Below are 23,137 nucleotides of genomic sequence, written 5' to 3' on the forward strand. Positions count from 1 at the left end.
TAGCGTGTCACATGTCAGGGCTCGTGCGCGAGAGGCGCGACGGCCACCAGGCGCGGTGCCCGAGGTCGTACGCCAGCGCCGGCACGAGCAGCGACCGCACGACGATCGTGTCGAGCAGGACACCGAACGCGACGACGAACGCGATCTGCACGAGGAACAGGATCGGGATGACCCCGAGGGCGGCGAACGTCGCGGCGAGCACGATGCCCGCCGACGTGATCACCCCGCCGGTCACGCCGAGTCCGCGCAGGACGCCCTCTCGTGGACCGTGCCGCAGCGCCTCCTCGCGCACCCGCGTCATGAGGAAGATGTTGTAGTCGACGCCGAGGGCCACCAGGAACACGAACGAGTACAGCGGCACGCTCGGGTCGGCACCCGGGAAGTGGAACACGTGGTCGAAGACGAGCGCGCCGACACCGAGGGCCGCCGCGAAGGACACGATCACGCTGCCGATCAGAACGAGCGGCGCGACGATGCTGCGGAGCAGGAGCATCAGGATCAGCAGGATCACGACGAGCACCACGGGGATGATGAGCGTGCGGTCACGGATCCCGGTGTCGTTCGTGTCGACGGCCGTCGCGGTGACGCCACCCACGACCGCGTCGGGGTCGACCCGTTCGACGGCGGTGCGGAGGGCACGGACGGTCTGCTCGGCGGCGTCCGAGTCGGCCGGGTCGGACAGGGTGGCCTCGAGCAGGACGTCCCCCCGCGAGACGGTGGGCGTGCCGCCGCCCGGGGTGGCGTCACCGGTCACCGGCACGGTGCCGGCCGGGGCGTCCTTCGCCGCGGCGACGACGCCGTCGACCCCGTCCACCGCGGTGATCGCGTCGACGAGCTGGTCGAGGTCCCGCTCAGCGCCGATGACCTGCGCCGGGCTGCCGGAACCGCCCGGGAAGTGGTCGGCGAGCACGTCCTGACCGTCACGGGCCTGCGACGCCCCGATGACCAGGTCGCTCTGCGGCACCCCGTCCGCCTTGAGTCCGAACAGGCCGGCGCCCATCGCGAGCAGACCGACCGTGCAGACGATCCACACCACGCGGGAGCGACGGGCGACGAGCCGGCCGACCCGGGCCCAGACGCCGCGGGCGTCCGGACCGGTGAGCACGGGGTGCGCACTGCCGTGGACCGGGCGCAGCGGCCAGAACGCCGCACGGCGGAAGGCCAGCAGCAGCGCGGGCAGGAGCGTCAGGGCGGCGAGCAGGCTGAACGCGATGCCGATCGCCGCGACCGGGCCGAGCGCCTTGTTCGAGTTGAGGTCCGAGAGCAGCAGGCAGAGCACCCCGACGATCACGGTGCCGCCCGAGGCCAGGATCGGCTCGAGGCTCCCTCGGAGGGCCGCCTTCGTCGCGTCCCAGCCGGTGCGGTGGTCGCGCAGGGCCTCGCGGAAACGTGCCGTGTAGAGGAGCGCGTAGTCCGTCGCCGCCCCGATCACCAGGATCGACAGGATGCCCTGCACCTGGCCGTTCACGGTCACGACGTCGGCCTTCGCGAGCCACCAGACCACCAGGATCGAGGCGCACAGGGCGAAGGTGGCGGTGCCGAGCACGAGGATCGGCAGCAGGGGTGAGCGGTAGACGATGATCAGGATCACGAAGACCGCGGCGAGCGCCACCCCGAGCAGCAGCCCGTCGATGCCCGCGAAGGCCTCGGTCAGGTCGGCGGTGAACCCCGCTGGGCCGGTGACGTAGCCGCTGACACCGGACGGGAGCGCGTCGTCGACGTCGGCCCGGATGGCCTCGACCGCCTCCCCGGTCTCGGCGTCCTGCGTGAGCGTGGCGACGATCTCGACCGCGTCGCCGTCCTCACTCGGGATCACCGGGCTGACGGCCTCGACGTCCTCGCGGTCGGACAGCGTGGTGGCCAGCGTCTTCGCGGCGGCGAGGTCGTCCGGCGACAGGCCACCGTCGCGCTCGAGGACGATGATCGCGGGTGCCCCCGACTCGTCGCGGAACTCGGAGGACCGCTCCTGCACCGTCGTGGCGTCGGCCGACGCGGGCAGGAACGAGGTCTGGTCGTTGGTGGAGACCTCGGAGATCTTGCCGAAGAAGGGACCGCCGACCGAGGCGATGCCGAGCCAGACCACGATGACGAGCGCGGGGAGGACGATGCGGAGGAAGCGGGACACGTCGGCGAGCGTACACCGATCGTCAGCATGCTGATTACTTGACGGTCGGGCGCATCTGCCGACCATAGAATCACGACATGGAGGACACGACCGAGCAGTGGCCACTCGGGCGCCTGCTGTCCGCGGCCGCGCGGTCCGTCGAGCGGGACTGGGACGAGCGACTCCGCGCCATCGGCCTCTCGCACGCCGCGGTCGTCGCGATCGACATCCTCATCCGGACCGGGCCGACCGGGGCCGACACCATCGCGCGCACGGCCCGGGTCCAGCCCCAGACGATGTCCCGCACGCTGGAGCGGATGGAGCGGGACGGACTCGTCGAGCGCTCCCCGCACCCGGCCGACCGCCGGCGCCGCGTGGTGAACGTCACGCCCGCAGGCCGGACCGCCTGGGAGACCGCGCGACACATCGAGCGCGAGGTCCTGCCTGAAGACCCGGCGCTCCGGACGGCACTGGGCGAACTGCTCGCCGGACCGAAGCCCGAGTGAAACACTGTTCCTGAAATACCACATGCGATAAGATCCTGTGGTCGGTGCGCGCCGACCTGACCACAGGAGCCCCGCATGTCCGAACGCCGAGCCGCCCGGGCGGCCGCAGCACACACTCTTCGCGCCACCGGACGCAGCACGCGGCGACGGCGACCGTTCCTGGTCGCCCTGGTCGCGACGCTCGGCTCGCTCGTCGGTGTCGCCCTGGTCATCGCCGTCGTGGCGAGCGTGTTCGTCAGCGGTCTCGCGCGGAGCTTCGACGCCGGTCGCGACACCATCACCGACCCGTTCCCGAGCGGTGCGCGGCCGAGCACGACCAGCGGTGAGAACATCCTGCTCATCGGGTCCGACACTCGCGCGCAGGGCGGCCCCGAGGGCGCGCGGCCCGAGCTCGGCGGACGCTCCGACACCTTGATGCTGGCGCACGTCCCCGCCGATCGACAGCACGTGTACCTGATGTCGATCATGCGCGACTCCTGGGTCGAGGTCCCCGGACACGGACGCGCGAAGATCAACGCCGCCTACTCCTGGGGTGGGGTCGCCCTCACCACGGAGACCGTCGAACAGCTCCTGGACATCCGGATCGACCACGTGGCGGAGATCGACTTCGCCGGGTTCGAGGGCATGACCGATGCCCTCGGCGGCGTCACGGTCGACTCCCCCCGGGCGTTCTCGGCGCGCGGCCACGACGTCACGGCCGGGGCGAACCGGCTCGACGGGGCCGCAGCACTCGCCTTCGTCCGGGAGCGCTACGCCTTCGCCGACGCCGACCACACCCGGGTCCGCAACCAGCAGGCGTTCATGCGTGGCGTCGTGGACGGGCTGCTCTCCCGCGGCACGGTCACGAACCCCGGGCGCATCCAGGACTTCGTCGCCGCGACGAGCGAGCACCTGTCGGTCGACGCGGGGTTCTCGTTCGCACGGATGGTGGAACTCGGGTGGTCGCTCCGGGCCGTCCGGGCGGACGACCTCGTGACCTTCACCGTGCCGACCGCGGGCTCCGGGACGTCACCGGACGGGCAGTCGGTCGTCACCCTGAACGAGCTCGCCGTCGGGTCACTGTCCCAGGCGCTCCGCTCCGACGACGTGGCTGGCTGGCTCGCCGACAACCCGCAGTAGCGCCGCACGCGCGACGGCGCCCCACGACTCGGGGTCGTGGGGCGCCGTCGCGTTCGGTCTGCGGAGAGATCAGGCGGGGAGCTGGAGCTCCTGGCCGGAGTAGATCAGGTTCGCGTCGTCGATGGTCGACGTGTTCGCGGCCCAGAGCTGCTTCCAACCGCCCTCGATCCCGAGCTTCGTCGCGATCGTGTCGAGCGTGTCACCCGAAGCGATCGTGTACGTCTTGCCGCTCGTCTTGACCGGGGCCGGCTTGCTCGGCGTCGTCGCTGCCGGGGCCGGCGTCGACTCGGTCGTGCTCGGCGCGGCCTGCTGCGGGGCAGCCTGCTCGGCGGGAGCCGGTGCCGGAGCGGCGGGCTGCGGGGCGGCCTGCTCGGCGGGGGCCGGAGCCGGCGCGGGGGCCGGAGCAGCGGCGGCGGGGGCCGCACCGCTCGTGCCGCTCAGCCCGAGCTGGGCGGAGCAGGCGGGCCAGGCACCCCAGCCCTGCGAGGCGAGGACGCGCTCGGCGACGGCGATCTGTGCCTCGCGGCTGGCGGAGGCGGGGTTGCCCGCGCCGCCGTTCGCCTGCCAGGTGCCGAGGTTGAACTGCAGGCCGCCGTAGTAGCCGTTGCCGGTGTTGATGGCCCAGTTGCCGCCGGACTCGCACTGCGCGAGCTGGTCCCAGGTCGAGCCGGACGCTGCGTTCGCGGGCGTCGCCGCGAGGCCGACACCGGTCGCGGCGATGCCGGCGAACGCGAGGCCGCCGACGATGGTGCGGGTACGGGAAAGCTTCTTCATGTGATTGCTCCACCGGGGTCACGAGCCGCATCTGCTGCGGGATCCACTGCCCACCCCGACCGATCGCGGTCAGTTGTGGGGTGCGCCACCGGGGGCAGTGGTCATCGGGCCGGCGGCACCTCGGTCGGCAACCATAGGAAACTCTTCACCGTTATCAAACCGAGACAAACGGTTCTACCCGTTCATGCTATGTACCCCTACCCCGAACCTGAACGTCCCGATCCCCGCGCCCATGGTGATCGGGACGTACCCGGGTACGTGTCCTTGGCAATTCCCTGGCAATGCCGATCGGGTGGTCGCGATCAGGACCGGGAGAGCAGGGTCACGGCCTCGAGGTGCCCGGTCTGCGGGAACATGTCGAGCACCCGGGCCCGCCGCAGCCGGAACGACGGCATCCGCGCCAGGTCCTTCGCCAGGGTGACGGGGTTGCAGCTCGAGTAGACGACGTGCTGCACGTCCGACTCCTCGAGCCAGGTCGACAGCCGCTCGCCGATCCCACGGCGGGGCGGGTTCACGACGACGAGCTCGGGCACCGCGTCCGGACGGGTGCGGAGCGCGTGCTCGGTGGCGTCGTCCGCGGCGAACCGCAGGCCCTCGAGCCCGGCCTCACGGGCGGACTGCGCTGCCGACCGGATCGCCTCGGCACTCGTCTCGATGCCCGTCACCGCACGGCCCGGGCGCGCGGCGTGCAGGGCGAACCCACCGACGCCGCAGTACAGGTCCCACATCGACGCAGGGTCGAGTTCGTCGATCCACGCTGCTGCCTGCGCGTACAGCTCGGTCGCGACGCCGGTGTTCGTCTGGAAGAAGCTCTGCGGGCGCAGGTGCATCGTGATCCCGCCGAGACGCATCGGCAGGGTCTCCTGCTCGGTCAGCACGATCTCCCGGTCACCCTCGGTGACGGCCTTGTGCTCGGGCAACAGGTTCGCGGTCACCACCACCACGTTCGGCAGCGCGGCGCGCAGGGCGTCGAGGTGCCGGCGGAGCCGTGGCAGCTGCCCCTCGGACCGCAGGACGAACCGGACCATGAGTTCGCCGTCGGGCGACTCGGTGACCAGGACGTACTTCAGCTCACCCCGGCGAGCGCCGACGTCGTACGGGATCAGCCCCGCGGTCGAGACGAACTCGGCCAGGACGGGCAGCGCGTGCCGGATGCCGGGCGTGCAGATGCCGCAGTGCCGCAGGTCCACCCCGCGCTGCCGGTGGTCGAGGATCCCGACGGTGGGGTGCTGGACGGACCCCCCGACGACCATCTTCGCCTTGTTCCGGTACCCCGACTCCGGGCTCGTGATCGCCGGTGACCACGTGACCGCACCGGGGCCGCCAGCGGCCTCGACGGCGTCGTGCAGGAGTTCGCGCGTCCGGAGTTCCTTGTCGAGGACCTGGTCGGCGTAGGGCTGACCCATGAGCGTGCACGACCGGCACACCCCGCGGTCGAAGTAGTCGCACTGCATGGCCGAGTCAGGATACGGCAGCGTCCCGCGTCGTCGTGGCGATCCGGTACACCGACGTCGTCGCCGTCAGGAACAGCGTCGTGCCGTCGTCGCCACCGAAGCACAGGTTCGACACGACCTCGGGAACGGCGACCTCGCCGATCCGCGCACCCGCCGGGTCGAACACGACGACGCCACGGTGGGACGACGACCAGACGTTGCCGTGCACGTCGACCCGGATACCGTCCGGGGCACCTTCGCCCGACTCGAGCCGAGCGAACACCCGGCCGTTCTTCAGCAGCTCGCCGCGGCGGTCGTACGCACGGATGACCGGTTCGTCGCCCGAGGAGCTCGCGATGTACAGCACCCGCTCGTCCGGGTCGAACGCCAGGCCGTTCGGCTCGTCGAGGTCGGTGGCCACCGGGCGCAGGTCGTCACCCGTGGGCCCGCAGCGGAACACCCAGTGATCGCCGTACTCGCGCACGCCCGGGTGCCCCTCACGCGGCTGCGTGATGCCGTAGGCGGGGTCGGTGAACCAGACGCCGCCGTCCCGCGCGACCACCACGTCGTTCGGGGAGTTGAACCGTCCCCCGTCCCACCCGTCGACGATCGACGTGACGACGCCGTCGCGGTCCCGCTCGACCCGACGCAGACCGTGCGAGCACTGCACGACGCTGCCGTCCCGGTCGAGGGTGCGGCCGTTGGTGAACTCGACACCGTCGGCGTACACCGAGGTCTCCCCGGAGTCGGCGTGCCACTGCAGGATCCGGTCGCCGGGGATGTCCGACCACCGCAGTGTGCGTGTCGACGGGATCCAGCAGGGCCCCTCAGCCCAGGTACTGCCCGTGGCGATGCGCTCGAGCGCGTCGGGGTCCGGGACGAGGTCGACGAGCAGCACGGGTTCTCCTTCGAACGGGGTGCCCAGCCTACGTTCGTCAGGCCGCGGCCGTCGCCTCGCTGCGTCGTCGCACGGCCTTCTCGATCGCGGAGATCGCGAGGCCGAGCAGGATCGACGCCACGACCGCGAGGGTCGTGACGAGGAAGGGCTGCTCGCGACTCCAGCGCCCAGTGGCCGAGGCGATGCCCACGCAGTACGCGGCCCACACGACGTCGGCGAGCACGCAGCTGACCAGGAACCGCCGGAGGTCGAGCCCGCTGTCCGCGCCGACCAGGTTCGTCGTCAACCGGCCCATCGGGATGAAGCGTCCGAGCACCGCGATGCGACCGGGAGCAGCACGGTACCGACCGTCGATGGCGTCCCGGGCCGCGCGGATCTTCGGACGCGCGAACCACGACCTCGAGCCGAGGTCGACCGAGCGCGCCAGGTGGTACAGCCCGAGGTCGCCGAGGACCATGCCGATCGAGGCCGCGACGACGAGGAACAGGACCGGCAGGAGGCCACCGTCACCGCCCACCAGGAGCGTGCCGATCGCGACGACGAGCGCCTGGCTGGGCAGGAAGACCGCGACGCTGCCCACGGCGAGCACGAGGCCGACCACGAAGAACGCCCACGGCGTACCGACGAGCTGGACGACCAGGTCCTGTGCTGCGTCCACGACTCACCCTCCACGGGCACCGGAGCGGCACACCGGGTCCCATCCTCGCAGGTCCGAGGCGCTCCACTCACGTGCGGTCGACGATCGCCCGCATCGTCGAGGCCGCTTCGTCCGGGCGACCGTCGAGGACGGCATCGGCGAGTGCGAGGTGGAGGCCGACGTCGTGCCGGTCCGGGCGGATGCTCCCGCGTTCGCGCAGCACCTGGCCGACGACCTGGTGCAGCCGTCGGTACAGGGCGTTGCCGGACAGGTCGAGCACGAGCGCGTGGAACCGCACGTCCGCGGCCACGAAGTCGAGGCGGTCGTCGCGGGTCGCGGCGGCGGCGAGTTCGTCCGCGGTCGTGCGGAGGGCCTCCCGTCGGTCCGCGCAGTCGTCCAGCGCTGCCCGCCGTGCGGCAGCGGCAGCGGCGACGGGCTCGACCGCCGCACGCAGCTCGCGGAGCTCGGCCGCCACGCGTTCGCCGTCGGGGCCCCGCAGACGCCACCGCACCACGCGCGGGTCCAGGACGTCCCAGTCCCGCACGCCGAGGACGGTCACGCCGACCCGGCGCCTGGCGGTGAGCAGGCCGAGGGCGACGAGGACACGGACGGCCTCGCGGACGATGCTGCGACTGGCGCCCGTCCAGACCACCAGGTCGTCGACGCTCCGGCGGCTGCCCACGGCCACCTCACCGGAGACGACGGCGGCACCGACCTGGTCGAGGACCCGGTCGAAGGTGCTCGTCACCGCTGCGACACCGGGCTGACCACGAGTTCGTCGACTCGTACGTGCTGCGGGGCTTCGAGCACGAACGACACCGCACGGGCGATGTCCGCCGGCTGGAGCATGACGGACCGTGCGGTGGAATCGGGCACCGAGGGCCGCTGGTCGAGGAAGTCGGTCGCGACGTCGCCGGGGCACAGGTGCGTGGCACGCACGCCGTGCTCGGCCTCCTGCTGGTTGAGCGTCCGGACGGCCGACGCGAGCGCGGACTTGCTCGCCGAGTAGGCGACACCTGCCCCGGGCTGGAAGGACCACCCGGCGTAGGACGACACGACGACGACCACGCCGCCGGACGACCGGAGTGCCGGCAGCGCGGCGTCCACGACCGTGACGACCGCGGTGAGGTTCGTGTCCACGATCGCGCGGAAGTCGGTGAGCGACTGGTCGTCCCACCGGCGCCGCGGGGCGTTGAGCCCGGCCGCCAGCAGGAGCCCGTCGAGCCGCCCGTGCCGCTCGAGCACGGTGTCCCGCGCGGCTGCGACGGCGTCGGGCTCGTTCGCGTCGAGGGGCAGGACGTCCGCGGTTCCCCCGGCGTCGCGGATGACACCCGCGACCTGCTCGAGCCGGTCGGCACGGCGCCCGCTGAGCACCACCGTCCAGCCGTCCCGAGCCGCCGCCTCGGCGCTGGCGGCTCCCATGCCGCTGCCCCCACCCGTGACCCAGAGCACGCGCTGATCCGTCATGCTCGAATAGTATGCCTATTCAAGGCACCGACGACGGGAGCAACGATGCACCTCGACCTGACCGACCGCGTGGTGGTCGTGACCGGCGCAGCGCGCGGGATCGGCCGCACGCTCGCCGACCGCTTCGTCAGCGAGGGGTGCCGTGTCGTCGCACTCGACCTGGCCTTCGAACCGGACTTCCCGCTCGACCACGTCGTGTGCAACGTCGCCGACCCGCAGTCGGTGCACGACGCCGTGGACGAGGTCGTCCGGCGGCACGGCACGATCGACGTGCTGGTGAACAACGCCGGCATCAACGTCACGGGCACGGTCGCCGAACTGGAGTGGGACGCCTGGCGCCGCTGCATGGACGTCAACCTCGGTGGCACGTTCCTGATGAGCCAGGCCGTGGCTCCGGTGATGCAGGCGGCCGGGCGCGGTCGGATCGTCAACGCCGCCTCGTTCGCGGCGATCGTACCCAGCGTCGGGAGCGCGGCCTACGCGGCGTCGAAGGCCGCCGTCGTCTCGTTCACCCGGGTCCTGGCGTCGGAGCTCGGCCCGTGGGGCATCACCGTGAACGCCTACGCGCCGGGGATGGTGCCGACGGCGATGAACGGCTTCGCGACGATGCCGGCCGACGCGCAGGAACGTCTGCTCGACACGCTGTCCCTCCGCCGGTGGGAGACCCCGGACGACGTCGCCGACCTGCTCGTCTTCCTGGCGAGCGACGCCTCGGGGTACATCACGGGCACCCTGCTCGACGTCTCCGGCGGCAAGCTCGCGACCCAGATCCCCGCTCGCGCGCACGGCCGGACCTGAGCGGGCGGCTGTCCGGCCGCACAGGTTCTCCACATGGCCGCTTCCGTAGGCTGTGAAAGCCCAGTGAGCCGGACTGCAGCCCGACCCCGAGGAGGTGCCCGATGGTCCTCGTCCTCGTCGCGTTCGCGATCGTCGCCCTGATCGTCCCCGCCCTGACCCCCGTCCTCGGCCGCCGCGTGTTCTTCGTGGCGGCCCTCGCCCCCGCCGCGGCGGCGGTGCTGACGATCGCCCAGACCGACGCCGCCCTGCACGGCAGCGTCGTCGAACGGCACCAGTGGGTCCCCCAGCTCGACCTCGACGTCACGCTGCGGATGGACGCCCTGTCGTGGGTGCTCGCACTGGTGGTGTCGATCGTCGGTGCCTTGGTGCTGGTCTACTGCGCCTCGTACTTCGAGCGGGACGAACCCGGGCTCGGTCGGTTCGCCGGGGTCCTGACCGCCTTCGCCGGCTCGATGTACGGACTCGTGATCGCCGACGACGTCATCGTGCTGTTCGTCCTGTGGGAGGCCACGACGGTCTTCTCCTACCTGCTCATCGGGCACGACGCCGCGAAGCGTGCCAGTCGCGCCGCCGCCATGCAGGCGCTCGTCGTGACCACCGCCGGCGGCCTCGCGATGCTCGCGGGCCTCGTGATGCTCTCGGTCGCGTCGGGCACGACCTCGCTGTCCGCGATCGTCGCCGATCCACCGAGCGGCACGGTCGTCTCGGTGTCCGTGGTCCTCGTGCTGCTCGGAGCGCTCACGAAGTCGGCGATCGTGCCGTTCCACTTCTGGCTCCCCGCCGCGATGGCCGCCCCGACCCCGGTCAGCGCCTACCTGCACGCCGCGGCGATGGTGAAGGCTGGCATCTACCTGGTGGCCCGGCTCGCCCCTGCGTTCGCACTGCTCGACGGCTGGCGCGAGACGATCACGCTGCTCGGCGTCGCCGGGATGCTCGTCGGCGGGTACCGGGCACTGCGGCAGACCGACCTGAAGCTCCTGCTCGCGTACGGAACCGTCGCCCAGCTCGGGTTCCTCGTGCTCGCAGCCGGCTGGGGCGCCCCCGCGGTCGCCCTCGGCGGGGTCGCGCTCCTCGTGGCGCACGCCGCCTTCAAGTCCACGCTCTTCCTGGTCGTCGGGGCGATCGACCACGTCGCCGGCACGCGGGACCTCGGGCGGCTCAGCGGGCTCGGCCGCGCCCGACCGTGGCTGGCGGTCGTCGCGGTGCTCGCGCTGCTGTCGATGGCCGGCATCCCCCCGACGATCGGGTTCGTCGCGAAGGAAGCCGTGCTGACCGGGTTCACCGAGTCACTGCACGGCCCCGACGCCGGCTGGGCCTGGTTCGCGCTCATCGGCGTGACCGTCGGTTCGATCCTGACCGTGGCCTACTCGCTGCGTTTCCTCTGGGGCGCCTTCGCCCGGAAACCCGGCGTCGCGACGACCGAGCCGCACGCCCTGCACGGGCTCGCCGTCGTCCCCTCGGTCCTCGCGTTCACCGGCCTCGCCCTCGGCCTGCTCACCCCGGTGGTCGCGCACGGCATCGAGCCCGCGGCGACGACCGCCGCGCTCGGCGGCGAGGAGGTCCCGCACCTCGCGCTCTGGCACGGCCTCGAACCCGCCCTCGGCCTGTCCGCGATCACCCTGGTCGGCGGCCTCGCGCTGTTCGCCCTGCGCCGTCCGGTCGAGGCGCTCCAGCACCGGCTCGCCGGGTTCCCGAGCGCCGCGGGCACGTACCGGCACGGCATGCGACTGCTCGACCGCGGAGCGACCGGACTCACCGCGAGCCTGCAGCGCGGTTCGCTCCCCTACTACCTGACGGTGATCCTGTCGGTGTTCGTCGCCGGGGCACTCGCCAACCTCGTGCTCGGCGGCCCGTGGGAGTTCCACGTCCGGTTCGCCGACTCGTGGGGCCAGATCCCGGTGATGATCGTGATGTCGATCGCCGGCATCGCGGTGCTCACGGCGAAGACCCGGTTCGCCGCGGCCGTCCTGGTCGGCGTCACCGGCTACGGGCTCTCCGTGCTCTTCGTCCTGCACGGTGCGGTCGACCTCGCCCTGACGCAGCTCGTGGTCGAGACGGTCACCCTCATCGCCTTCGTCCTGGTCCTCCGCCGGCTGCCCCCGCGCATCGCGACCACGAACCCGTCGCGGTTCCGGGTCGTGCGGGCGCTGTTCGCCGGGCTGGCGGGACTCACCCTGGCGATCGTCGTCGTGGTGGCCGCCTCCGCCCGCACCGCCCGGCCGCTCTGGCCGGACCTGCCCGCGCTGACGAGCTCGTTCGGGCACGGCCTCAACGTCGTGAACGTCGCCCTCGTCGACCTGCGCGGCTGGGACACCCTCGGTGAGCTGACCGTGGTGGTCGCCGCGGCCACCGGTGTCGCGAGCCTGATCTTCGTGAACTCACGCGAGGACACCCTGCCCCGGCTGCGCGACCTCCCGGAGACCCTGACCGCGAACGGCGAGCGCACCGACGGCGAGCCCCGGGCCTGGCTGCCGACGAGCGCCGCGATCCCGACCGGCCGCTCGGCGCTGCTCGACGTGGTCGTCCGCCTGCTCTTCCACGGCCTCATCGTGCTGTCGGTCTACCTGCTGTTCGCCGGGCACAACTCGGCCGGTGGCGGGTTCGCCGGTGGCCTGGTCGCCGGCATCGCCCTCGCCGCCCGCTACCTGGCCGGCGGCCCGGCCGAACTCGGGGCCGCGGCTCCGGTGCGCGCCGGTCGCCTGCTCGGCCTGGGGGTCGCGACGGCGGCCATCACCGCGATCGTGCCGCTGTTCTTCGGCCGCGAAGCCCTGTACTCCGAGTTCTTCGAGGCCACCGTCCCGGTCCTCGGGCACGTCGAGTTCGTCACCGCCACGTTCTTCGACATCGGCGTCTACCTGGTCGTCGTCGGCCTGGTGCTCGACGTCCTCCGCAGTCTCGGCGCCGAGGTCGACCGCCAGCGTCTCGAAGACGCCTCGGAATCGTCCCGTGACACCAGCGAGGGCTCCGTCCGGGACGCCATCGATGCCCCCACCCCGGAAGGGAGCGCCACATGACCGTCACCCTCGTCCTCGTGATCGCCATGGCGGTGCTGTTCTCGTGCGGCGTCTACCTGCTGCTCGAACGCTCCCTGACCCGGATGCTCCTCGGCTTCCTGCTGCTCGGCAACTCGCTCAACCTGCTGCTGCTCGTGATGTCCGGTGCCGCGGGCGACCCGCCGATCGGCAAGAGCGCCGAGGGCATCACCGATCCGCTCCCCCAGGCGTTCGCCCTCACCGCGATCGTGATCACCTTCGCCGTGAGCGCGTTCCTGCTCGCCCTGATCCACCGGTCCTGGCAGCTGTCCCGCGCCGACGAGGTCGAGGTCGACGAGGCCGACGCCGCCATCGGCCGCGACCGCGACGAGCCGGCCGACGAGGACCCGGAGACCACCACTGACGCAGAACAGGAGGCGACCCGATGACCTGGCTCGTCCCGCTCCTCGTCCTCGTCCCGCTGCTCGGTGCCGCGGTCGCGCTCGGACTCCTCCGCCACCAGAAGCTCCAGCGCGCGATCACCGTCGTGGTGCTCGTCGTGGCCCTGGCCGTCGCCGCCACGCTCATGGTCCTGGTCGACCGGCACGGCACGATCGTGGTGCAGGTCGGCGGCTGGGACGCCCCGTACGGCATCTCGCTCGTCGTCGACCGGCTCAGCGCGCTCCTGCTCACCGTCAGCGCGAGCGTCCTGCTGCTCGTGCTGCTGTTCTCGATCGGGCAGGGCCTGGCGGCCGACGACGAGGACGCCCCGGTCACGATCTTCTACCCGACCTACCTCGTGCTGGCCGCCGGCGTGCTCGACTCGTTCATCGCGGGTGACCTGTTCAACCTGTACGTCGCGTTCGAGATGCTGCTGGTGGCGAGCTACGTGCTCATCACCCTCGGCGGCAGCGAACAGCGCGTCCGGGCCGGCACCACGTACATCGTCACGAGCCTCATCGCGTCGGCGATCTTCCTCGCCGCCATCGGCCTGGTCTACGGCGCCACCGGCACGGTGAACATCGCCCAGATCAGCGAGCGCGTCGCCGACCTGCCCGAGCACGTCCAGCTGCTCCTGCACACGATGCTGCTCATCGGGTTCGGCATCAAGGCGGCCGTGTTCCCGCTGGCGTTCTGGCTGCCGGACTCGTACCCGACGGCCCCGGCGCCGGTCACCGCGGTCTTCGCGGGCCTGCTGACCAAGGTCGGCATCTACGCGATCATCCGGCTCGAGACGGTGATCTTCCCCAGACCGCAGCTGAACGAGGTGCTGCTGGTCGTCGCGGCGCTGACCATGGTGGTCGGGGTGCTCGGCGCGGTGTCGCAGACCGACGTGAAACGGTTGCTGTCCTTCACGCTGATCAGCCACATCGGCTTCATGGTGATGGGCGTCGGCCTCGGCACCGTCGCGGGCACGGCGGCCGCGGTGTTCTACACGGTGCACCACATCGTCGTGCAGACCACGCTGTTCCTGGTGTCCGGCTTGATGGAACGTGTCGGCGGGACGACCTCGACCCGGTCGCTCGGCGGGCTGCTGAAGGCCGCACCGCTGCTGGCCGCCCTGTACCTGATCCCCGCGTTCAACCTGGGAGGCATCCCGCCCTTCTCCGGCTTCATCGGCAAGCTCGGCCTGTTCCGCGCCGCCGCCGAGGACGGCTCCCCGATGGCGTACGTCACCATCGGCGCCGGTGTCGTCACCTCGCTGCTCACCCTGTACGCGCTGATGCGGGTCTGGGACGCCGCCTTCTGGCGGCCGAAGCCGGCGGCCGAGGCCGCGGCTCCGCACGCGACCAGCGCCGAACCGCACGCCCACCTGCGCTCCCCGGAACCGGCCCCGCTCACCGTCTCCGAGGAGACGGGCGAGGCGTACCACCCGGGAGGCTCGGTGACGGTCACCGACGCACCGCACGCAGCCAAAGCCTCTCCCATCCGGCACGGCCGGTCCGCCGCTGGCGCGTCGGACCGGAACCGGCGGACGGGGCCCAGTCCGACCACCGGCGCGACCGAGGCGATCGGCGAGGCTCCCGAGAAGGTGCGCCTGCCGCGCATGCTCGTCGGCGTGACGACCGTCGCGGTGCTCGGGTCCGTCGCGCTCACCGTCGTCGCGGGGCCGCTCTACGGCTACGCGACCCGCGCGGCCGAGTCCCTCGAATCGCCCGACCGCTACGTGCAGGCCGTGCTCGGAGGGGAACGATGACCGACGTCCGCCGCATCTCGAACGCCCGACGGATCGCGCTGGCGTGGCGCTACGACGTGCCCCTCGTCGCGGGGCTCACCGTGCTGTGGGCGCTGCTCTGGGGATCGTGGACCCCGCTGACGCTGCTCTGCGGCATCGTGGTGGCGCTCCTCGTCACCCAGGCCCTGCCGCTCCCGCCGGTCCCGCTGTCCGCGCGGTTCTCGATCGTGCACGTCCTGCGGTTCCTGGTGGTGTGGTCCGGGCTCGTCATCGTGGCGTCGTTCCGGGTCGCCTGGGTCGCGTTCCGTCCGCGCGGTGTCCGGCGCAGCTCGATCACGCTCGTGCAGCTGCACTCCACGTCCGAGATGACCTTCACGCTGGCCACCCTCGCGATCTCACTCGTGCCCGGGTCGTACGTCGCCGACGTCGACCTGCGACGCCGTCGACTGCTGCTCCACGTGCTCGACACCGAGCGCATCGAGCAGGTCGAGGACGAACGCCGTGTGGCGCTCCGGATCGAGGCCATGGTGATCCGAGCGCTGGGGTCGAAGCAGGACGTCTCCGAACTGTCCGAGCCGCTGCCGGAGGTGACCCGATGAGCCCCGCCGTCGTCGTGATGGGCATCGCCGTCGCGCTCGTGCTCGCACTCCTCGGGGTGACCTTCGCCCTCGCGGTGTTCCGCATCGTGCGCGGGCCGACCATCCTCGACCGCATGATCGGGTCGGACATGGTCCTGACGACGGTGCTCGTGGTCATCGCCGCCGCGATGGTCGTCCGACAGGACCTGACCGGCATCCCCGTGCTCGTGGTCATCGCCGCGACGAGCGTGTTCGCCACCGTCGCCGTGGCCCGGGCGGTCACCCCCTCGGCGGATCCGTCCGACGAGGGCCTGACCGTCACCACCCCCGAGCGCGCAGAGGAGGACCGGTCGTGATCGAGATGATCGAGTCGTTCGTCGACGAGGCCGGCGTCCGCGCCTGGATCGCGATCGGGCTGCTGCTCGTCGGGTCGGTGCTGTCGCTCGGCGCCGGGGTCGGCATCGTCCGGTTCCCGGACCCGCTGGTCCGCCTGCACGCGATGGCGAAGCCCCAGGTGCTCGGGCTCGCGCTCGCCCTGGCCGCCATCGTCGTGGCGGTGTGGACGTGGACGGCGTTCTGGGTCGTGCTGCCGATCATGGTGTTCCAGCTGTTCCTGGTGCCGGTGTCGACGCACATGATCGCCCGCGCCGGCCTGCGTGCCGACGACTACCGGCATGAGGACCTGCTCGTCGACGACACGGAGTCCTGACGCGGCTCCGGACCCGCTCACCTGACGGACGGGAGGCCCGTGGCGGCGTCGCCACGGGCCTCCCGTCCGTCAGGGGGGTCACGTTGGTGATCAGGCGGTCGCGACCCGGCGCGGGAGCAGCAGGTTGAGGACCGCGGCGACCACGACGATCGCGGCGGAGGCCGCCGGCAGCAGCATCGCTGCGGCCGTGCCGTGGTGCTCGGCGACGTCACCCGTGATGGCGGAGGCGATCGACTGCCCGACGATGACGGCCGAACCGAGGATCGTCATCGTGGTCGCGGACCGGCCGACCGGTGACCGGTCCGAGCCGAGGCTGTACTGGGCGACCAGGGTGGGGCCGATCCCGATGCCCATGATCGCGAGGACGACGCCCGCGGCGACGACCGAGTCGGCACTGGCGAACGCGATCGCGCCGGCGAGGAGCACGACGCCGAACACGAGCCAGCGCCAGCCGAGGCCGAACGCGCGGGGGAACGCCGCCGACCCGAGCGCGAGTCCGGCGGAACCGATGCCCATCAGGCCGTAGAGCAGGCCGGCCTGCGAGGCCTCGCCGTGGGTCTCCATGAACGCCGTCAGCGAGGTGAGCGTCGAGCCGAAGAACAGGCCGATGCCGAGGATGCCGACCACCACGACGACGAGCCTCGGGCGCAGCAACTGCCGCGCGGGTGCCTGCGTCAGCTCCGCGTGCTGGCCCACCACGAGCTTGCCGGTCGGGTGCAGCGCGAACGCCGTGACGAACACGAACGTCAGGACCGATGCGCCGGCGACGGCCACCCACGGGGCGATCGCGCTGGCGAGGATGCCGACCAGGAACGGGCCGATGATGAAGACGGTCTCGTCGGCGGCGGACTCGTAGGCCATCGTGCCGCTGAGGGTCTTCTCGCGCCGCGCCGGGGCCATCCGCTGCCGGATGATCGCGACGAGCCGGGTGCGGGACATCGGGGCGACCTGCGGGGCCGAGGCGCCGATGCAGAACGCCACCGCGAGGACGGCGAGGTCGGGCGCGGTGCCGCTGACGACGAACGGGAAGAACCCGAGCAGCGCCGCGTTCGCCAGGCCGACGGGGACGAGCACGACCCGCTGGCCGAAGCGGTCCGCCGCGGCGCCGACCATCGGGCCGAAGATGGCCGAACCGATGCCGACGGCGGCGGAGTTGATGCCGCCGAGCGCGACGGAGTCACGGGCGGCGACGACCAGGGTCAGGACGCCGACCACCATCATGGCGAACGGGAGCCGGGCGATGAACGCCACGGGGAAGTACCAGCGGCCGGCGAGGGAGACGAGCGAGCGGTCCGGAGCGGGCGGGGCGTCGGTTGAACGGGTCTGGAGCATCGGGGTTGTGCCTTCTCGGCCCGCCCGGTTCGGTGGCGGCGGACCCATCGGGTGCCGCCGTTGTCCGCCGGGATGCCGGCGGCCGGTAGATACACACTGCGTGTTGTCGAACGCTGTCGATGGTACCAACCGGCCGCCGGGTCCCGAAGGAGTTCGGTCCAGAGCCGCCCCGCCGGTCACGACACACCGCCGGCCGTCCGCGGCGCGGTCGCAGACCGTCGCCTGCGGCGCCGCCAGCCGACGGTTCCTGACCGGTCGGCGGGCGACCCGCGACGTGTCGCGACCAGCCGGCGGGGTCCGGTGACGCGATGAACGCGACCGGACGACGGACGGGAGGCGCGTGGCGGGGTGCCCCGCGCCTCCCGTCCGCCGCACCGCCCGCCCAGGGCCCTGCAGCGGTCACGACACCCCGTCGGCCGTGCGCGGCGCGGTCGCAGGCCCGTCGCCTGCGGCGCCGCCAGCCGACGGTTCGTGACCGGTCGGCGGGCGACCCGCGACGTGTCGCGACCAGCCGGCGGGGTCCGCCGAGCAACGAGATGCGACCAACCGAGAGACTGTTGCGGCGCGGTGCTCGGGTCAGGAGACCTCGCCCGCGCGGGCTCCCGCCCACAGGTCGACGTCGGTGATGCCGACCGAGTGCTCGTCGATGACGCGGAGCTCCTCGTCGGTGAACGACGTGTTCGACAGCGCGGCGACGTTGTCCTCGAGCTGCGACACCCGCGAGGCCCCGATCACGAGCGAGGTCACCCGCTCGTCGCGGAGCGCCCAGGCGAGGGCGAGCTGCGCGAGGGACTGTCCGCGAGCGGCCGCGACGTCGTTCAGGGCTCGGAGGTGCTCGACGACCTCGGGCGTGATGCTCGACGCGTCGAGGGACTTGCCCGCTGCCGCGCGGGAGTCCTCGGGCACCCCGTTCAGGTACTTGCCGGTGAGCAGCCCCTGCGCCAGCGCGGTGAAGCCGATCACGCCGAAACCGAGCTCACCGGCGGCGTCGAGCAGGCCCTCCGTCTCGATCCAGCGGTTGAGCATCGAGTACGAGGGCTGGTGGATGAGGAGCGGGGTGCCGAGGTCACGGAGGATCTCCGCTGCCTGCCGGCTGCGTTCGGCGTCGTACGACGAGATCCCGACGTACAGCGCCTTGCCCTGCTGGACGGCGGTGTGCAGGGCACCCATCGTCTCCTCGAGCGGGGTCGAGGCGTCGAGACGGTGCGAGTAGAAGACGTCGACGTAGTCCAGGCCCGTGCGCTGGAGGGACTGGTCGAGCGACGCGAGCACGTACTTGCGCGAGCCACCGCCCTGGCCGTACGGCCCGGGCCACATGTCCCAGCCGGCCTTGGTCGAGACGACCATCTCGTCACGGTACGGCCGGAAGTCCTCACGCATCAGGCGGCCGAAGTTCACCTCGGCGGCACCGTAGGGCGGGCCGTAGTTGTTCGCGAGGTCGTGGTGGGTGATCCCGAGGTCGAACGCCCGACGGCTGATGGCGCGCTGGTTCTCGAAGGGCATGTCGTCCCCGAAGTTGTGCCAGTAGCCCAGGGAGAGCAGCGGCAGGTCGAGGCCCGAGCGGCCGGTCCGGCGGTACGTCATCGAGTCGTAGCGGTCGTCACTGGCGATGTAGGTCATGGGTCGAGCCTGGCACTCGATCGGACCCGGGCCTCGCATGCTTCGCTTCGCGGACCCATGATGGGTGCACGAGACCACGAGGAGACGACGATGGCACGGACGACGAAGACCGAGACCACCTTCACCGACGAGGAGCGCGCGGCGATGCAGGAGCACGCCGCGGAGGTCAAGCGCGCCCGCGGCACGAAGGGCACCAAGGCCGAGAAGGCCGCTGCCGACGCCGCTGCGGTGGAGGCCAAGATCGCCGAGATGCCCCAGCCTGACCGGGGTCTGGCGGAGCGCATCCACCGCATCGCGCTCGAGGTCGCGCCCGAGCTCGCGCCGAAGCTCTGGTACGGCATGCCCGCCTACGCCCGGGACGGCAAGGCGGTGTTCTTCTTCCAGGACGCCGCGAAGTTCACGGCCCGCTACGCGACGCTCGGGTTCCAGGACTCGGCCACGCTCGACGACGGCACCTTCTGGCCGACGTCGTGGGCGATCACGCCGGAGTTCTCCGAGGCCGACGAGGCACGGGTGGCCGAGCTGATCCGCCGCGCGGTCGGTTGACGGTGCTCGGGCTGGGCGCCGCTCCCGTCTTCGCCCTGCTGTTCCTGGTGCTGTACGTCCTGGGGCGCCGCCGTGACCCGCGGATGCTCCGCAACGGGGTGTTCCTGACCGCGGCCGTGCTGTTCGGGCTCGCGACGGTCGTGGCCGTCCTGACCAGGGTGGTGCCCGGGTTCAGCCTGCTCGTCGCCGTGGTGCTGCTGCTGGTGCCGCTCGCGGTCGTGGTGCTCGGGGTCGCCCTCGTCGCGAACGGCCTGCAGATGCTCCGCGCCGAGGGACGCAGTGTCGGCAACCTGCTGTCGCTCGCCGCCGGGGTGGCGGTGTTCGTGCTGCCCGCGGTCGCCATCGCGCTGCTGGTCTCGGGCAGCGGCGCGGGCTTCACGCTCTGGGACGGCACGAAGATCGCGATCGCCGTCCTGATGGTGTTCGTCTGCGGGTACTTCGCGCTGTCGCTGGTCGCGTTCGCCCTGTACTCCGTGGTCTACGGGCGGACCCGGCACGGAATCGTCCCCGACACGATCGTGGTCCTCGGCTCCGGGCTCGTGCACGGCGAAGTCCCACCCCTGCTGCAGAGCCGACTCGACCGGGCGCTCGGGGTCTACCGGGCAGAGCGGGCCGACGGTCGCCGGCCGCTCCTCGTGCCCTCCGGCGGGCAGGGTGACGACGAACCCCGCCCCGAAGGCACCGCGATGGCCGAGTACCTGGTGGCGAACGGCGCCGACCCGGACGACGTGGTGGCGGAGACCGCGTCGCGGAACACCCGGGAGAACCTACGGTTCTCGCGGGACGTGCAGACGGCGGCCGGGCGGGACGGCCAGATGGTCGTCGTGACGAACAACTACCACGTGCTGCGCGCCGCGACCCTGGCCCGCAGGCTCGACCTGCCGGCACAGGTCGTCGGCGCGCGCACGGCCGCCTACTACGTCCCGAGTGCGTTCCTGCGGGAGTTCGCCGCGGTGATCGTCGAGCACCGCTGGCTGAACGTGCTCGCCTGCACCCCGTTCGTGCTGTTCACCGGGTTCCTGCTGTGGGAGTCGTTCCAGCACTAGGATCTCCACCATGGTCGAGATCCAGCCACCGCGACCGACCGACCTGCTCCCCATCGGCGAGATCGTCCGTCGGACCGGGGTCGCGGCCTCGGCCCTGCACTTCTACGAGCGCAAGGGCCTGATCCACCCGGAGCGCACCGACGGCGGCACCCGGATGTACCCGCGGCACGTCGAGCGGCGGATCGCGATCATCCAGGTGGCCAAGCGTCTCGGTATCCCGCTCAGCGAGGTCGCCGAGCAGTTCGAGGCCCTGCCCGCCGACCGGATGCCCTCGCTGCGCGACTGGAACCGGCTGAACGAACGGTGGCGCGCACGGCTCCGGGCCCGCCAGCTCGAGCTCGAGCGGCTGCAGCAGGAGATGACGCAGTGCATCGGCTGCGGCTGCGTCTCGCTCGGGGCCTGCTCGGTCGTGAACCCCGGTGATGCGCTGGGTGACGAGGGGCACGGTGCGCGTCGCCTGCTGCCGATCCAGGACGATGCCGACACCACTGCCGACGACGCCGACGACGCCGACGACCCCGCCGTCGCCGCCGCCGTCGCCGCCGCCGCCGCGGAGGACGCTGTCGCCTAGCTGGCGCGCAGTCCGTCGTCGATCCGCTGCAGCAGTTCCAGCGCCTCGATCGCACCCCGTTCGTCGCCACCGAGGGCCGTTCGGAGCTTCCCGGACCAGTGCCGGTAGAGCCGGTCGACGCTCTCCTCTGCCAGCGCGGTCGGGTGCAGCTGCACGGTCCGGGCGTCCGCCGGGTCCTGACGCCGCTCGACCATGCCCTTCGCCACGAGCGACCGGAGTGCGACGCTGAGGTTGCTGCGCTGCAGGGCGGTCGCCTCGGCGGTGGCACTGGGCGAGGTGCCGGGGTTGCGGTTGATCCAGCGCATCACGAGCGCCTCGGTACCGGTCAACGGCACGATGTCGAGGGTCTCCGAGCCGTGCGGGTCGATGTCGCGCGCGATCCGGAGCAGGACGTCCGCGAACTCGGCGAGGACGTGGTCGGACACGGCGGAGGACATGACCGTACTGTACCGATCTCCGGCGATGAGTTATGCTTTCATAACAATGACCACGGACACCGGAACCATCCGCGCGACGATCGCGACACCCACGACCAAGCAGCAGGGCATCACGACCGCGCTGCTCCTGGTGCTCGGCCTGCTCAGTGCCGTCGCCCCCTTCGCCACCGACCTGTACCTGCCGGCGTTCCCGCAGATGACCACCGAGCTCGGGGCGAGCGCCACCGCCGTGCAGCTCACCCTCACCGCGTTCCTGGTGGGCGTGACCGCCGGCCAGCTCGTGTTCGGCCCGCTGTCCGACCGGTTCGGCCGCGTGCCGCCGCTCATCGCCGGCGCGGCCGTGTGCGTGCTCGCGAGCATCGCCGCGGTGCTCGCGCCGAACATCGGCGTGCTCATCGCGGCCCGCCTGCTGCAGGGCCTCGGCGGTGCGGCCGGCATGGTGATCAGCCGTGCGGTCATCTCCGACCTGGCGACCGGCAAGTCCGCCGCCCGCGCGTTCTCGCTCATGATGATCGTCGGCGGCGTCGCCCCGGTCGTCGCACCGCTGCTCGGCGGGCTGCTCACCGGCCCGATCGGCTGGCGTGGCCTGCTCTCGATCGTGCTCGGCCTGTCGGTCGTCATGCTCGTCGCGGTCCTCGCCGTGATCCGCGAGACCCACCTGAAGGAACACCGCGACGCCCTGCGCGAGGAACGCCGTGGCTCGGGCTCGGCCCTGCGTGCCCTGCGCTCCCGCACGTTCCTCGGCTACACCGCGGTGTTCGGCTTCGCGTTCGCCGTGATGATGGCCTACATCTCCGCATCACCCTTCCTGTACCAGGACATGATCGGCTTCGGCACGGTCGGCTACGGCCTGGCCTTCGGACTGAACGCGCTGGCACTGATGGGCGTGAGCATCCTGTCCGCCAAGCTCACCGCGACCCGGTCGGTCACCGGCGTGCTGTCGCTCGGCATCGTGCTGGTGCTCGCGTCGACCGTGGCGTTCGCACTGCTCGTCGTGTCCGGCGCGCCGGTGATCTGGCTGGCCGTCCCGCTGTTCACCGCGGTCGGCTCGCTCGGCCTGGTGCTCGGCAACGCCACGGCGCTCGCCCTCGGTGCCGTGCCGTCGGCCGCCGGCAGCGCCTCAGCCGTGCTCGGCGCCCTGCAGTTCGGGCTCGCGGCGCTCGTGTCGCCGCTCGTCAGCATCGGCGGCTCGGACACCGCGGCGCCGCTGGCGATCGTGATGCTCGCGGCCGCCGTGGTCGCCGTCGTGGCGCTGCTCGCGGCGCGGGGCCGGACCAGCACGCTCCGCTGACCCGGAACGACACCTCCCGCTGGCCTGGAACGACACTGTCGACGTCGTACGACATCGACAGTGTCGTTCCGCGTCGACCACCCCACCCAACCCGTTCCGCGTCGACCAGACCCGGACCCACCC

Annotated in this window: 23 protein-coding genes; 13 read left to right on the forward strand and 10 right to left on the reverse strand. The window is 72.0% G+C overall.

The features are described from left to right. Positions 1 to 7: 7 nt before the first annotated feature. The gene (locus KK087_RS14590; RefSeq protein ID WP_214566275.1) at positions 8 to 2,125 is read right to left on the reverse strand and encodes an MMPL family transporter; all 2,118 of its coding nucleotides are present in this window, start codon (positions 2,123 to 2,125) and stop codon (positions 8 to 10) included. 77 nt (positions 2,126 to 2,202) lie between these two features. On the opposite strand from KK087_RS14590, the gene KK087_RS14595 reads away from it, so the two are divergent. Further along, positions 2,203 to 2,610, forward strand: a complete 408-nt coding sequence (locus tag KK087_RS14595) for a MarR family winged helix-turn-helix transcriptional regulator (RefSeq protein ID WP_214530238.1) — start codon at positions 2,203 to 2,205, stop codon at positions 2,608 to 2,610. A 75-nt stretch (positions 2,611 to 2,685) separates the two neighbouring features. Beyond that, positions 2,686 to 3,729 (forward strand): LCP family protein, encoded by a 1,044-nt coding sequence (locus KK087_RS14600; RefSeq protein WP_214544185.1) that lies wholly within the window; start codon positions 2,686 to 2,688, stop codon positions 3,727 to 3,729. Positions 3,730 to 3,798: 69 nt separating this feature from the next. On the opposite strand, the gene KK087_RS14605 is transcribed toward KK087_RS14600, so the two are convergent. From KK087_RS14605 to KK087_RS14630, 6 genes are all read right to left on the reverse strand, one after another. Further along, positions 3,799 to 4,503: a LysM peptidoglycan-binding domain-containing protein gene (locus KK087_RS14605; RefSeq protein ID WP_214530236.1), complete on the reverse strand. Its 705-nt coding sequence runs from the start codon at positions 4,501 to 4,503 to the stop codon at positions 3,799 to 3,801. Positions 4,504 to 4,805: 302 nt separating this feature from the next. After that, positions 4,806 to 5,957: a 23S rRNA (uracil(747)-C(5))-methyltransferase RlmC gene (rlmC, locus tag KK087_RS14610; protein ID WP_214530235.1), complete on the reverse strand. Its 1,152-nt coding sequence runs from the start codon at positions 5,955 to 5,957 to the stop codon at positions 4,806 to 4,808. Positions 5,958 to 5,964: 7 nt separating this feature from the next. Beyond that, positions 5,965 to 6,834 (reverse strand): SMP-30/gluconolactonase/LRE family protein, encoded by an 870-nt coding sequence (locus KK087_RS14615; RefSeq protein WP_307860079.1) that lies wholly within the window; start codon positions 6,832 to 6,834, stop codon positions 5,965 to 5,967. A gap of 37 nt (positions 6,835 to 6,871) precedes the next feature. After that, positions 6,872 to 7,492 carry a DedA family protein gene (locus KK087_RS14620; RefSeq protein WP_214566283.1) on the reverse strand — a complete coding sequence of 207 codons (621 nt, stop codon included), beginning with the start codon at positions 7,490 to 7,492 and terminating at the stop codon, positions 6,872 to 6,874. A 67-nt stretch (positions 7,493 to 7,559) separates the two neighbouring features. Next, positions 7,560 to 8,219: a FadR/GntR family transcriptional regulator gene (locus KK087_RS17970; protein ID WP_214566286.1), complete on the reverse strand. Its 660-nt coding sequence runs from the start codon at positions 8,217 to 8,219 to the stop codon at positions 7,560 to 7,562. Next, positions 8,216 to 8,938, reverse strand: coding sequence for an SDR family oxidoreductase (locus KK087_RS14630; RefSeq protein ID WP_250901149.1), 723 nt, complete (start codon positions 8,936 to 8,938; stop codon positions 8,216 to 8,218). Before KK087_RS14630 ends, KK087_RS17970 begins: the two co-directional genes overlap by 4 nt. A gap of 45 nt (positions 8,939 to 8,983) precedes the next feature. Here KK087_RS14630 and KK087_RS14635 point away from each other — a divergent pair, with 45 nt between their 5' ends. From KK087_RS14635 to mnhG, 7 genes are all read left to right on the forward strand, one after another. Beyond that, complete coding sequence (locus KK087_RS14635; protein WP_214566287.1) at positions 8,984 to 9,736, forward strand: SDR family NAD(P)-dependent oxidoreductase; 753 nt, start codon at positions 8,984 to 8,986, stop codon at positions 9,734 to 9,736. A 101-nt stretch (positions 9,737 to 9,837) separates the two neighbouring features. Beyond that, complete coding sequence (locus tag KK087_RS14640; RefSeq protein ID WP_214566289.1) at positions 9,838 to 12,750, forward strand: Na+/H+ antiporter subunit A; 2,913 nt, start codon at positions 9,838 to 9,840, stop codon at positions 12,748 to 12,750. Continuing rightward, positions 12,747 to 13,157 carry a Na(+)/H(+) antiporter subunit C gene (locus KK087_RS14645; RefSeq protein ID WP_017887553.1) on the forward strand — a complete coding sequence of 137 codons (411 nt, stop codon included), beginning with the start codon at positions 12,747 to 12,749 and terminating at the stop codon, positions 13,155 to 13,157. Before KK087_RS14640 ends, KK087_RS14645 begins: the two co-directional genes overlap by 4 nt. Further along, entirely contained in the window at positions 13,154 to 14,905 is a 1,752-nt protein-coding gene (locus tag KK087_RS14650; RefSeq protein WP_214566291.1) for a Na+/H+ antiporter subunit D, read from the forward strand. Before KK087_RS14645 ends, KK087_RS14650 begins: the two co-directional genes overlap by 4 nt. After that, entirely contained in the window at positions 14,902 to 15,483 is a 582-nt protein-coding gene (locus KK087_RS14655) for a Na+/H+ antiporter subunit E (protein WP_214530228.1), read from the forward strand. The genes KK087_RS14650 and KK087_RS14655 overlap by 4 nt, the downstream gene beginning before the upstream one ends. Continuing rightward, positions 15,480 to 15,818: an MrpF/PhaF family protein gene (locus KK087_RS14660; protein WP_214530227.1), complete on the forward strand. Its 339-nt coding sequence runs from the start codon at positions 15,480 to 15,482 to the stop codon at positions 15,816 to 15,818. Before KK087_RS14655 ends, KK087_RS14660 begins: the two co-directional genes overlap by 4 nt. Positions 15,819 to 15,823: 5 nt before the next feature. After that, a complete protein-coding gene (mnhG, locus tag KK087_RS14665) occupies positions 15,824 to 16,171 on the forward strand; it encodes a monovalent cation/H(+) antiporter subunit G (protein WP_250893162.1) in 348 nt (115 codons plus the stop codon). A 90-nt stretch (positions 16,172 to 16,261) separates the two neighbouring features. On the opposite strand, the gene KK087_RS14670 is transcribed toward mnhG, so the two are convergent. Beyond that, positions 16,262 to 17,503: an MFS transporter gene (locus KK087_RS14670; RefSeq protein ID WP_214566293.1), complete on the reverse strand. Its 1,242-nt coding sequence runs from the start codon at positions 17,501 to 17,503 to the stop codon at positions 16,262 to 16,264. 576 nt (positions 17,504 to 18,079) lie between these two features. Beyond that, entirely contained in the window at positions 18,080 to 19,123 is a 1,044-nt protein-coding gene (mgrA, locus tag KK087_RS14675) for an L-glyceraldehyde 3-phosphate reductase (protein ID WP_111047715.1), read from the reverse strand. 90 nt (positions 19,124 to 19,213) lie between these two features. Between mgrA and KK087_RS14680 the strand changes: the two genes are divergently transcribed. The 3 genes from KK087_RS14680 to soxR are packed head-to-tail and all read left to right on the forward strand — an operon-like array spanning position 19,214 to position 21,286. Continuing rightward, positions 19,214 to 19,669 (forward strand): iron chaperone, encoded by a 456-nt coding sequence (locus tag KK087_RS14680; RefSeq protein WP_214566295.1) that lies wholly within the window; start codon positions 19,214 to 19,216, stop codon positions 19,667 to 19,669. Positions 19,670 to 19,671: 2 nt separating this feature from the next. Further along, a complete protein-coding gene (locus KK087_RS14685) occupies positions 19,672 to 20,715 on the forward strand; it encodes a YdcF family protein (RefSeq protein WP_307860082.1) in 1,044 nt (347 codons plus the stop codon). Between the two features lie 10 nt (positions 20,716 to 20,725). Next, entirely contained in the window at positions 20,726 to 21,286 is a 561-nt protein-coding gene (soxR, locus tag KK087_RS14690) for a redox-sensitive transcriptional activator SoxR (RefSeq protein WP_250901150.1), read from the forward strand. On the opposite strand, the gene KK087_RS14695 is transcribed toward soxR, so the two are convergent. Then, a complete protein-coding gene (locus KK087_RS14695) occupies positions 21,283 to 21,723 on the reverse strand; it encodes a MarR family winged helix-turn-helix transcriptional regulator (RefSeq protein ID WP_250901151.1) in 441 nt (146 codons plus the stop codon). The two genes, soxR and KK087_RS14695, sit on opposite strands and share 4 nt — an antisense overlap. A 46-nt stretch (positions 21,724 to 21,769) precedes the next feature. Here KK087_RS14695 and KK087_RS14700 point away from each other — a divergent pair, with 46 nt between their 5' ends. Beyond that, complete coding sequence (locus tag KK087_RS14700) at positions 21,770 to 23,014, forward strand: multidrug effflux MFS transporter (protein ID WP_214566299.1); 1,245 nt, start codon at positions 21,770 to 21,772, stop codon at positions 23,012 to 23,014. The last annotated feature ends 123 nt before the right edge of the window (positions 23,015 to 23,137 follow it).

Origin of the sequence: Curtobacterium aurantiacum (assembly GCF_018598555.1) — a bacterium.
In the GTDB taxonomy this organism is placed as follows: domain Bacteria; phylum Actinomycetota; class Actinomycetes; order Actinomycetales; family Microbacteriaceae; genus Curtobacterium; species Curtobacterium aurantiacum.

What these genes read in the sequence shown, in the direction of transcription:
- KK087_RS14645 (WP_017887553.1), top strand. Translation starts at nt 12,747, where the DNA reads ATGACCGTCACCCTCGTCCTCGTGATCGCCATGGCGGTGCTGTTCTCG.
- KK087_RS14595 (WP_214530238.1), top strand. Translation starts at nt 2,203, where the DNA reads ATGGAGGACACGACCGAGCAGTGGCCACTCGGGCGCCTGCTGTCCGCG.
- KK087_RS14655 (WP_214530228.1), top strand. Translation starts at nt 14,902, where the DNA reads ATGACCGACGTCCGCCGCATCTCGAACGCCCGACGGATCGCGCTGGCG.
- KK087_RS14700 (WP_214566299.1), top strand. Translation starts at nt 21,770, where the DNA reads ATGACCACGGACACCGGAACCATCCGCGCGACGATCGCGACACCCACG.
- KK087_RS14680 (WP_214566295.1), top strand. Translation starts at nt 19,214, where the DNA reads ATGGCACGGACGACGAAGACCGAGACCACCTTCACCGACGAGGAGCGC.
- rlmC (WP_214530235.1), bottom strand. Translation starts at nt 5,957, where the DNA reads ATGCAGTGCGACTACTTCGACCGCGGGGTGTGCCGGTCGTGCACGCTC.
- soxR (WP_250901150.1), top strand. Translation starts at nt 20,726, where the DNA reads ATGGTCGAGATCCAGCCACCGCGACCGACCGACCTGCTCCCCATCGGC.
- KK087_RS14670 (WP_214566293.1), bottom strand. Translation starts at nt 17,503, where the DNA reads ATGCTCCAGACCCGTTCAACCGACGCCCCGCCCGCTCCGGACCGCTCG.
- KK087_RS14650 (WP_214566291.1), top strand. Translation starts at nt 13,154, where the DNA reads ATGACCTGGCTCGTCCCGCTCCTCGTCCTCGTCCCGCTGCTCGGTGCC.
- KK087_RS14635 (WP_214566287.1), top strand. Translation starts at nt 8,984, where the DNA reads ATGCACCTCGACCTGACCGACCGCGTGGTGGTCGTGACCGGCGCAGCG.
- KK087_RS14695 (WP_250901151.1), bottom strand. Translation starts at nt 21,723, where the DNA reads ATGTCCTCCGCCGTGTCCGACCACGTCCTCGCCGAGTTCGCGGACGTC.
- KK087_RS14605 (WP_214530236.1), bottom strand. Translation starts at nt 4,503, where the DNA reads ATGAAGAAGCTTTCCCGTACCCGCACCATCGTCGGCGGCCTCGCGTTC.
- KK087_RS14640 (WP_214566289.1), top strand. Translation starts at nt 9,838, where the DNA reads ATGGTCCTCGTCCTCGTCGCGTTCGCGATCGTCGCCCTGATCGTCCCC.
- mnhG (WP_250893162.1), top strand. Translation starts at nt 15,824, where the DNA reads ATGATCGAGTCGTTCGTCGACGAGGCCGGCGTCCGCGCCTGGATCGCG.
- KK087_RS14630 (WP_250901149.1), bottom strand. Translation starts at nt 8,938, where the DNA reads ATGACGGATCAGCGCGTGCTCTGGGTCACGGGTGGGGGCAGCGGCATG.
- KK087_RS14600 (WP_214544185.1), top strand. Translation starts at nt 2,686, where the DNA reads ATGTCCGAACGCCGAGCCGCCCGGGCGGCCGCAGCACACACTCTTCGC.
- KK087_RS14660 (WP_214530227.1), top strand. Translation starts at nt 15,480, where the DNA reads ATGAGCCCCGCCGTCGTCGTGATGGGCATCGCCGTCGCGCTCGTGCTC.
- mgrA (WP_111047715.1), bottom strand. Translation starts at nt 19,123, where the DNA reads ATGACCTACATCGCCAGTGACGACCGCTACGACTCGATGACGTACCGC.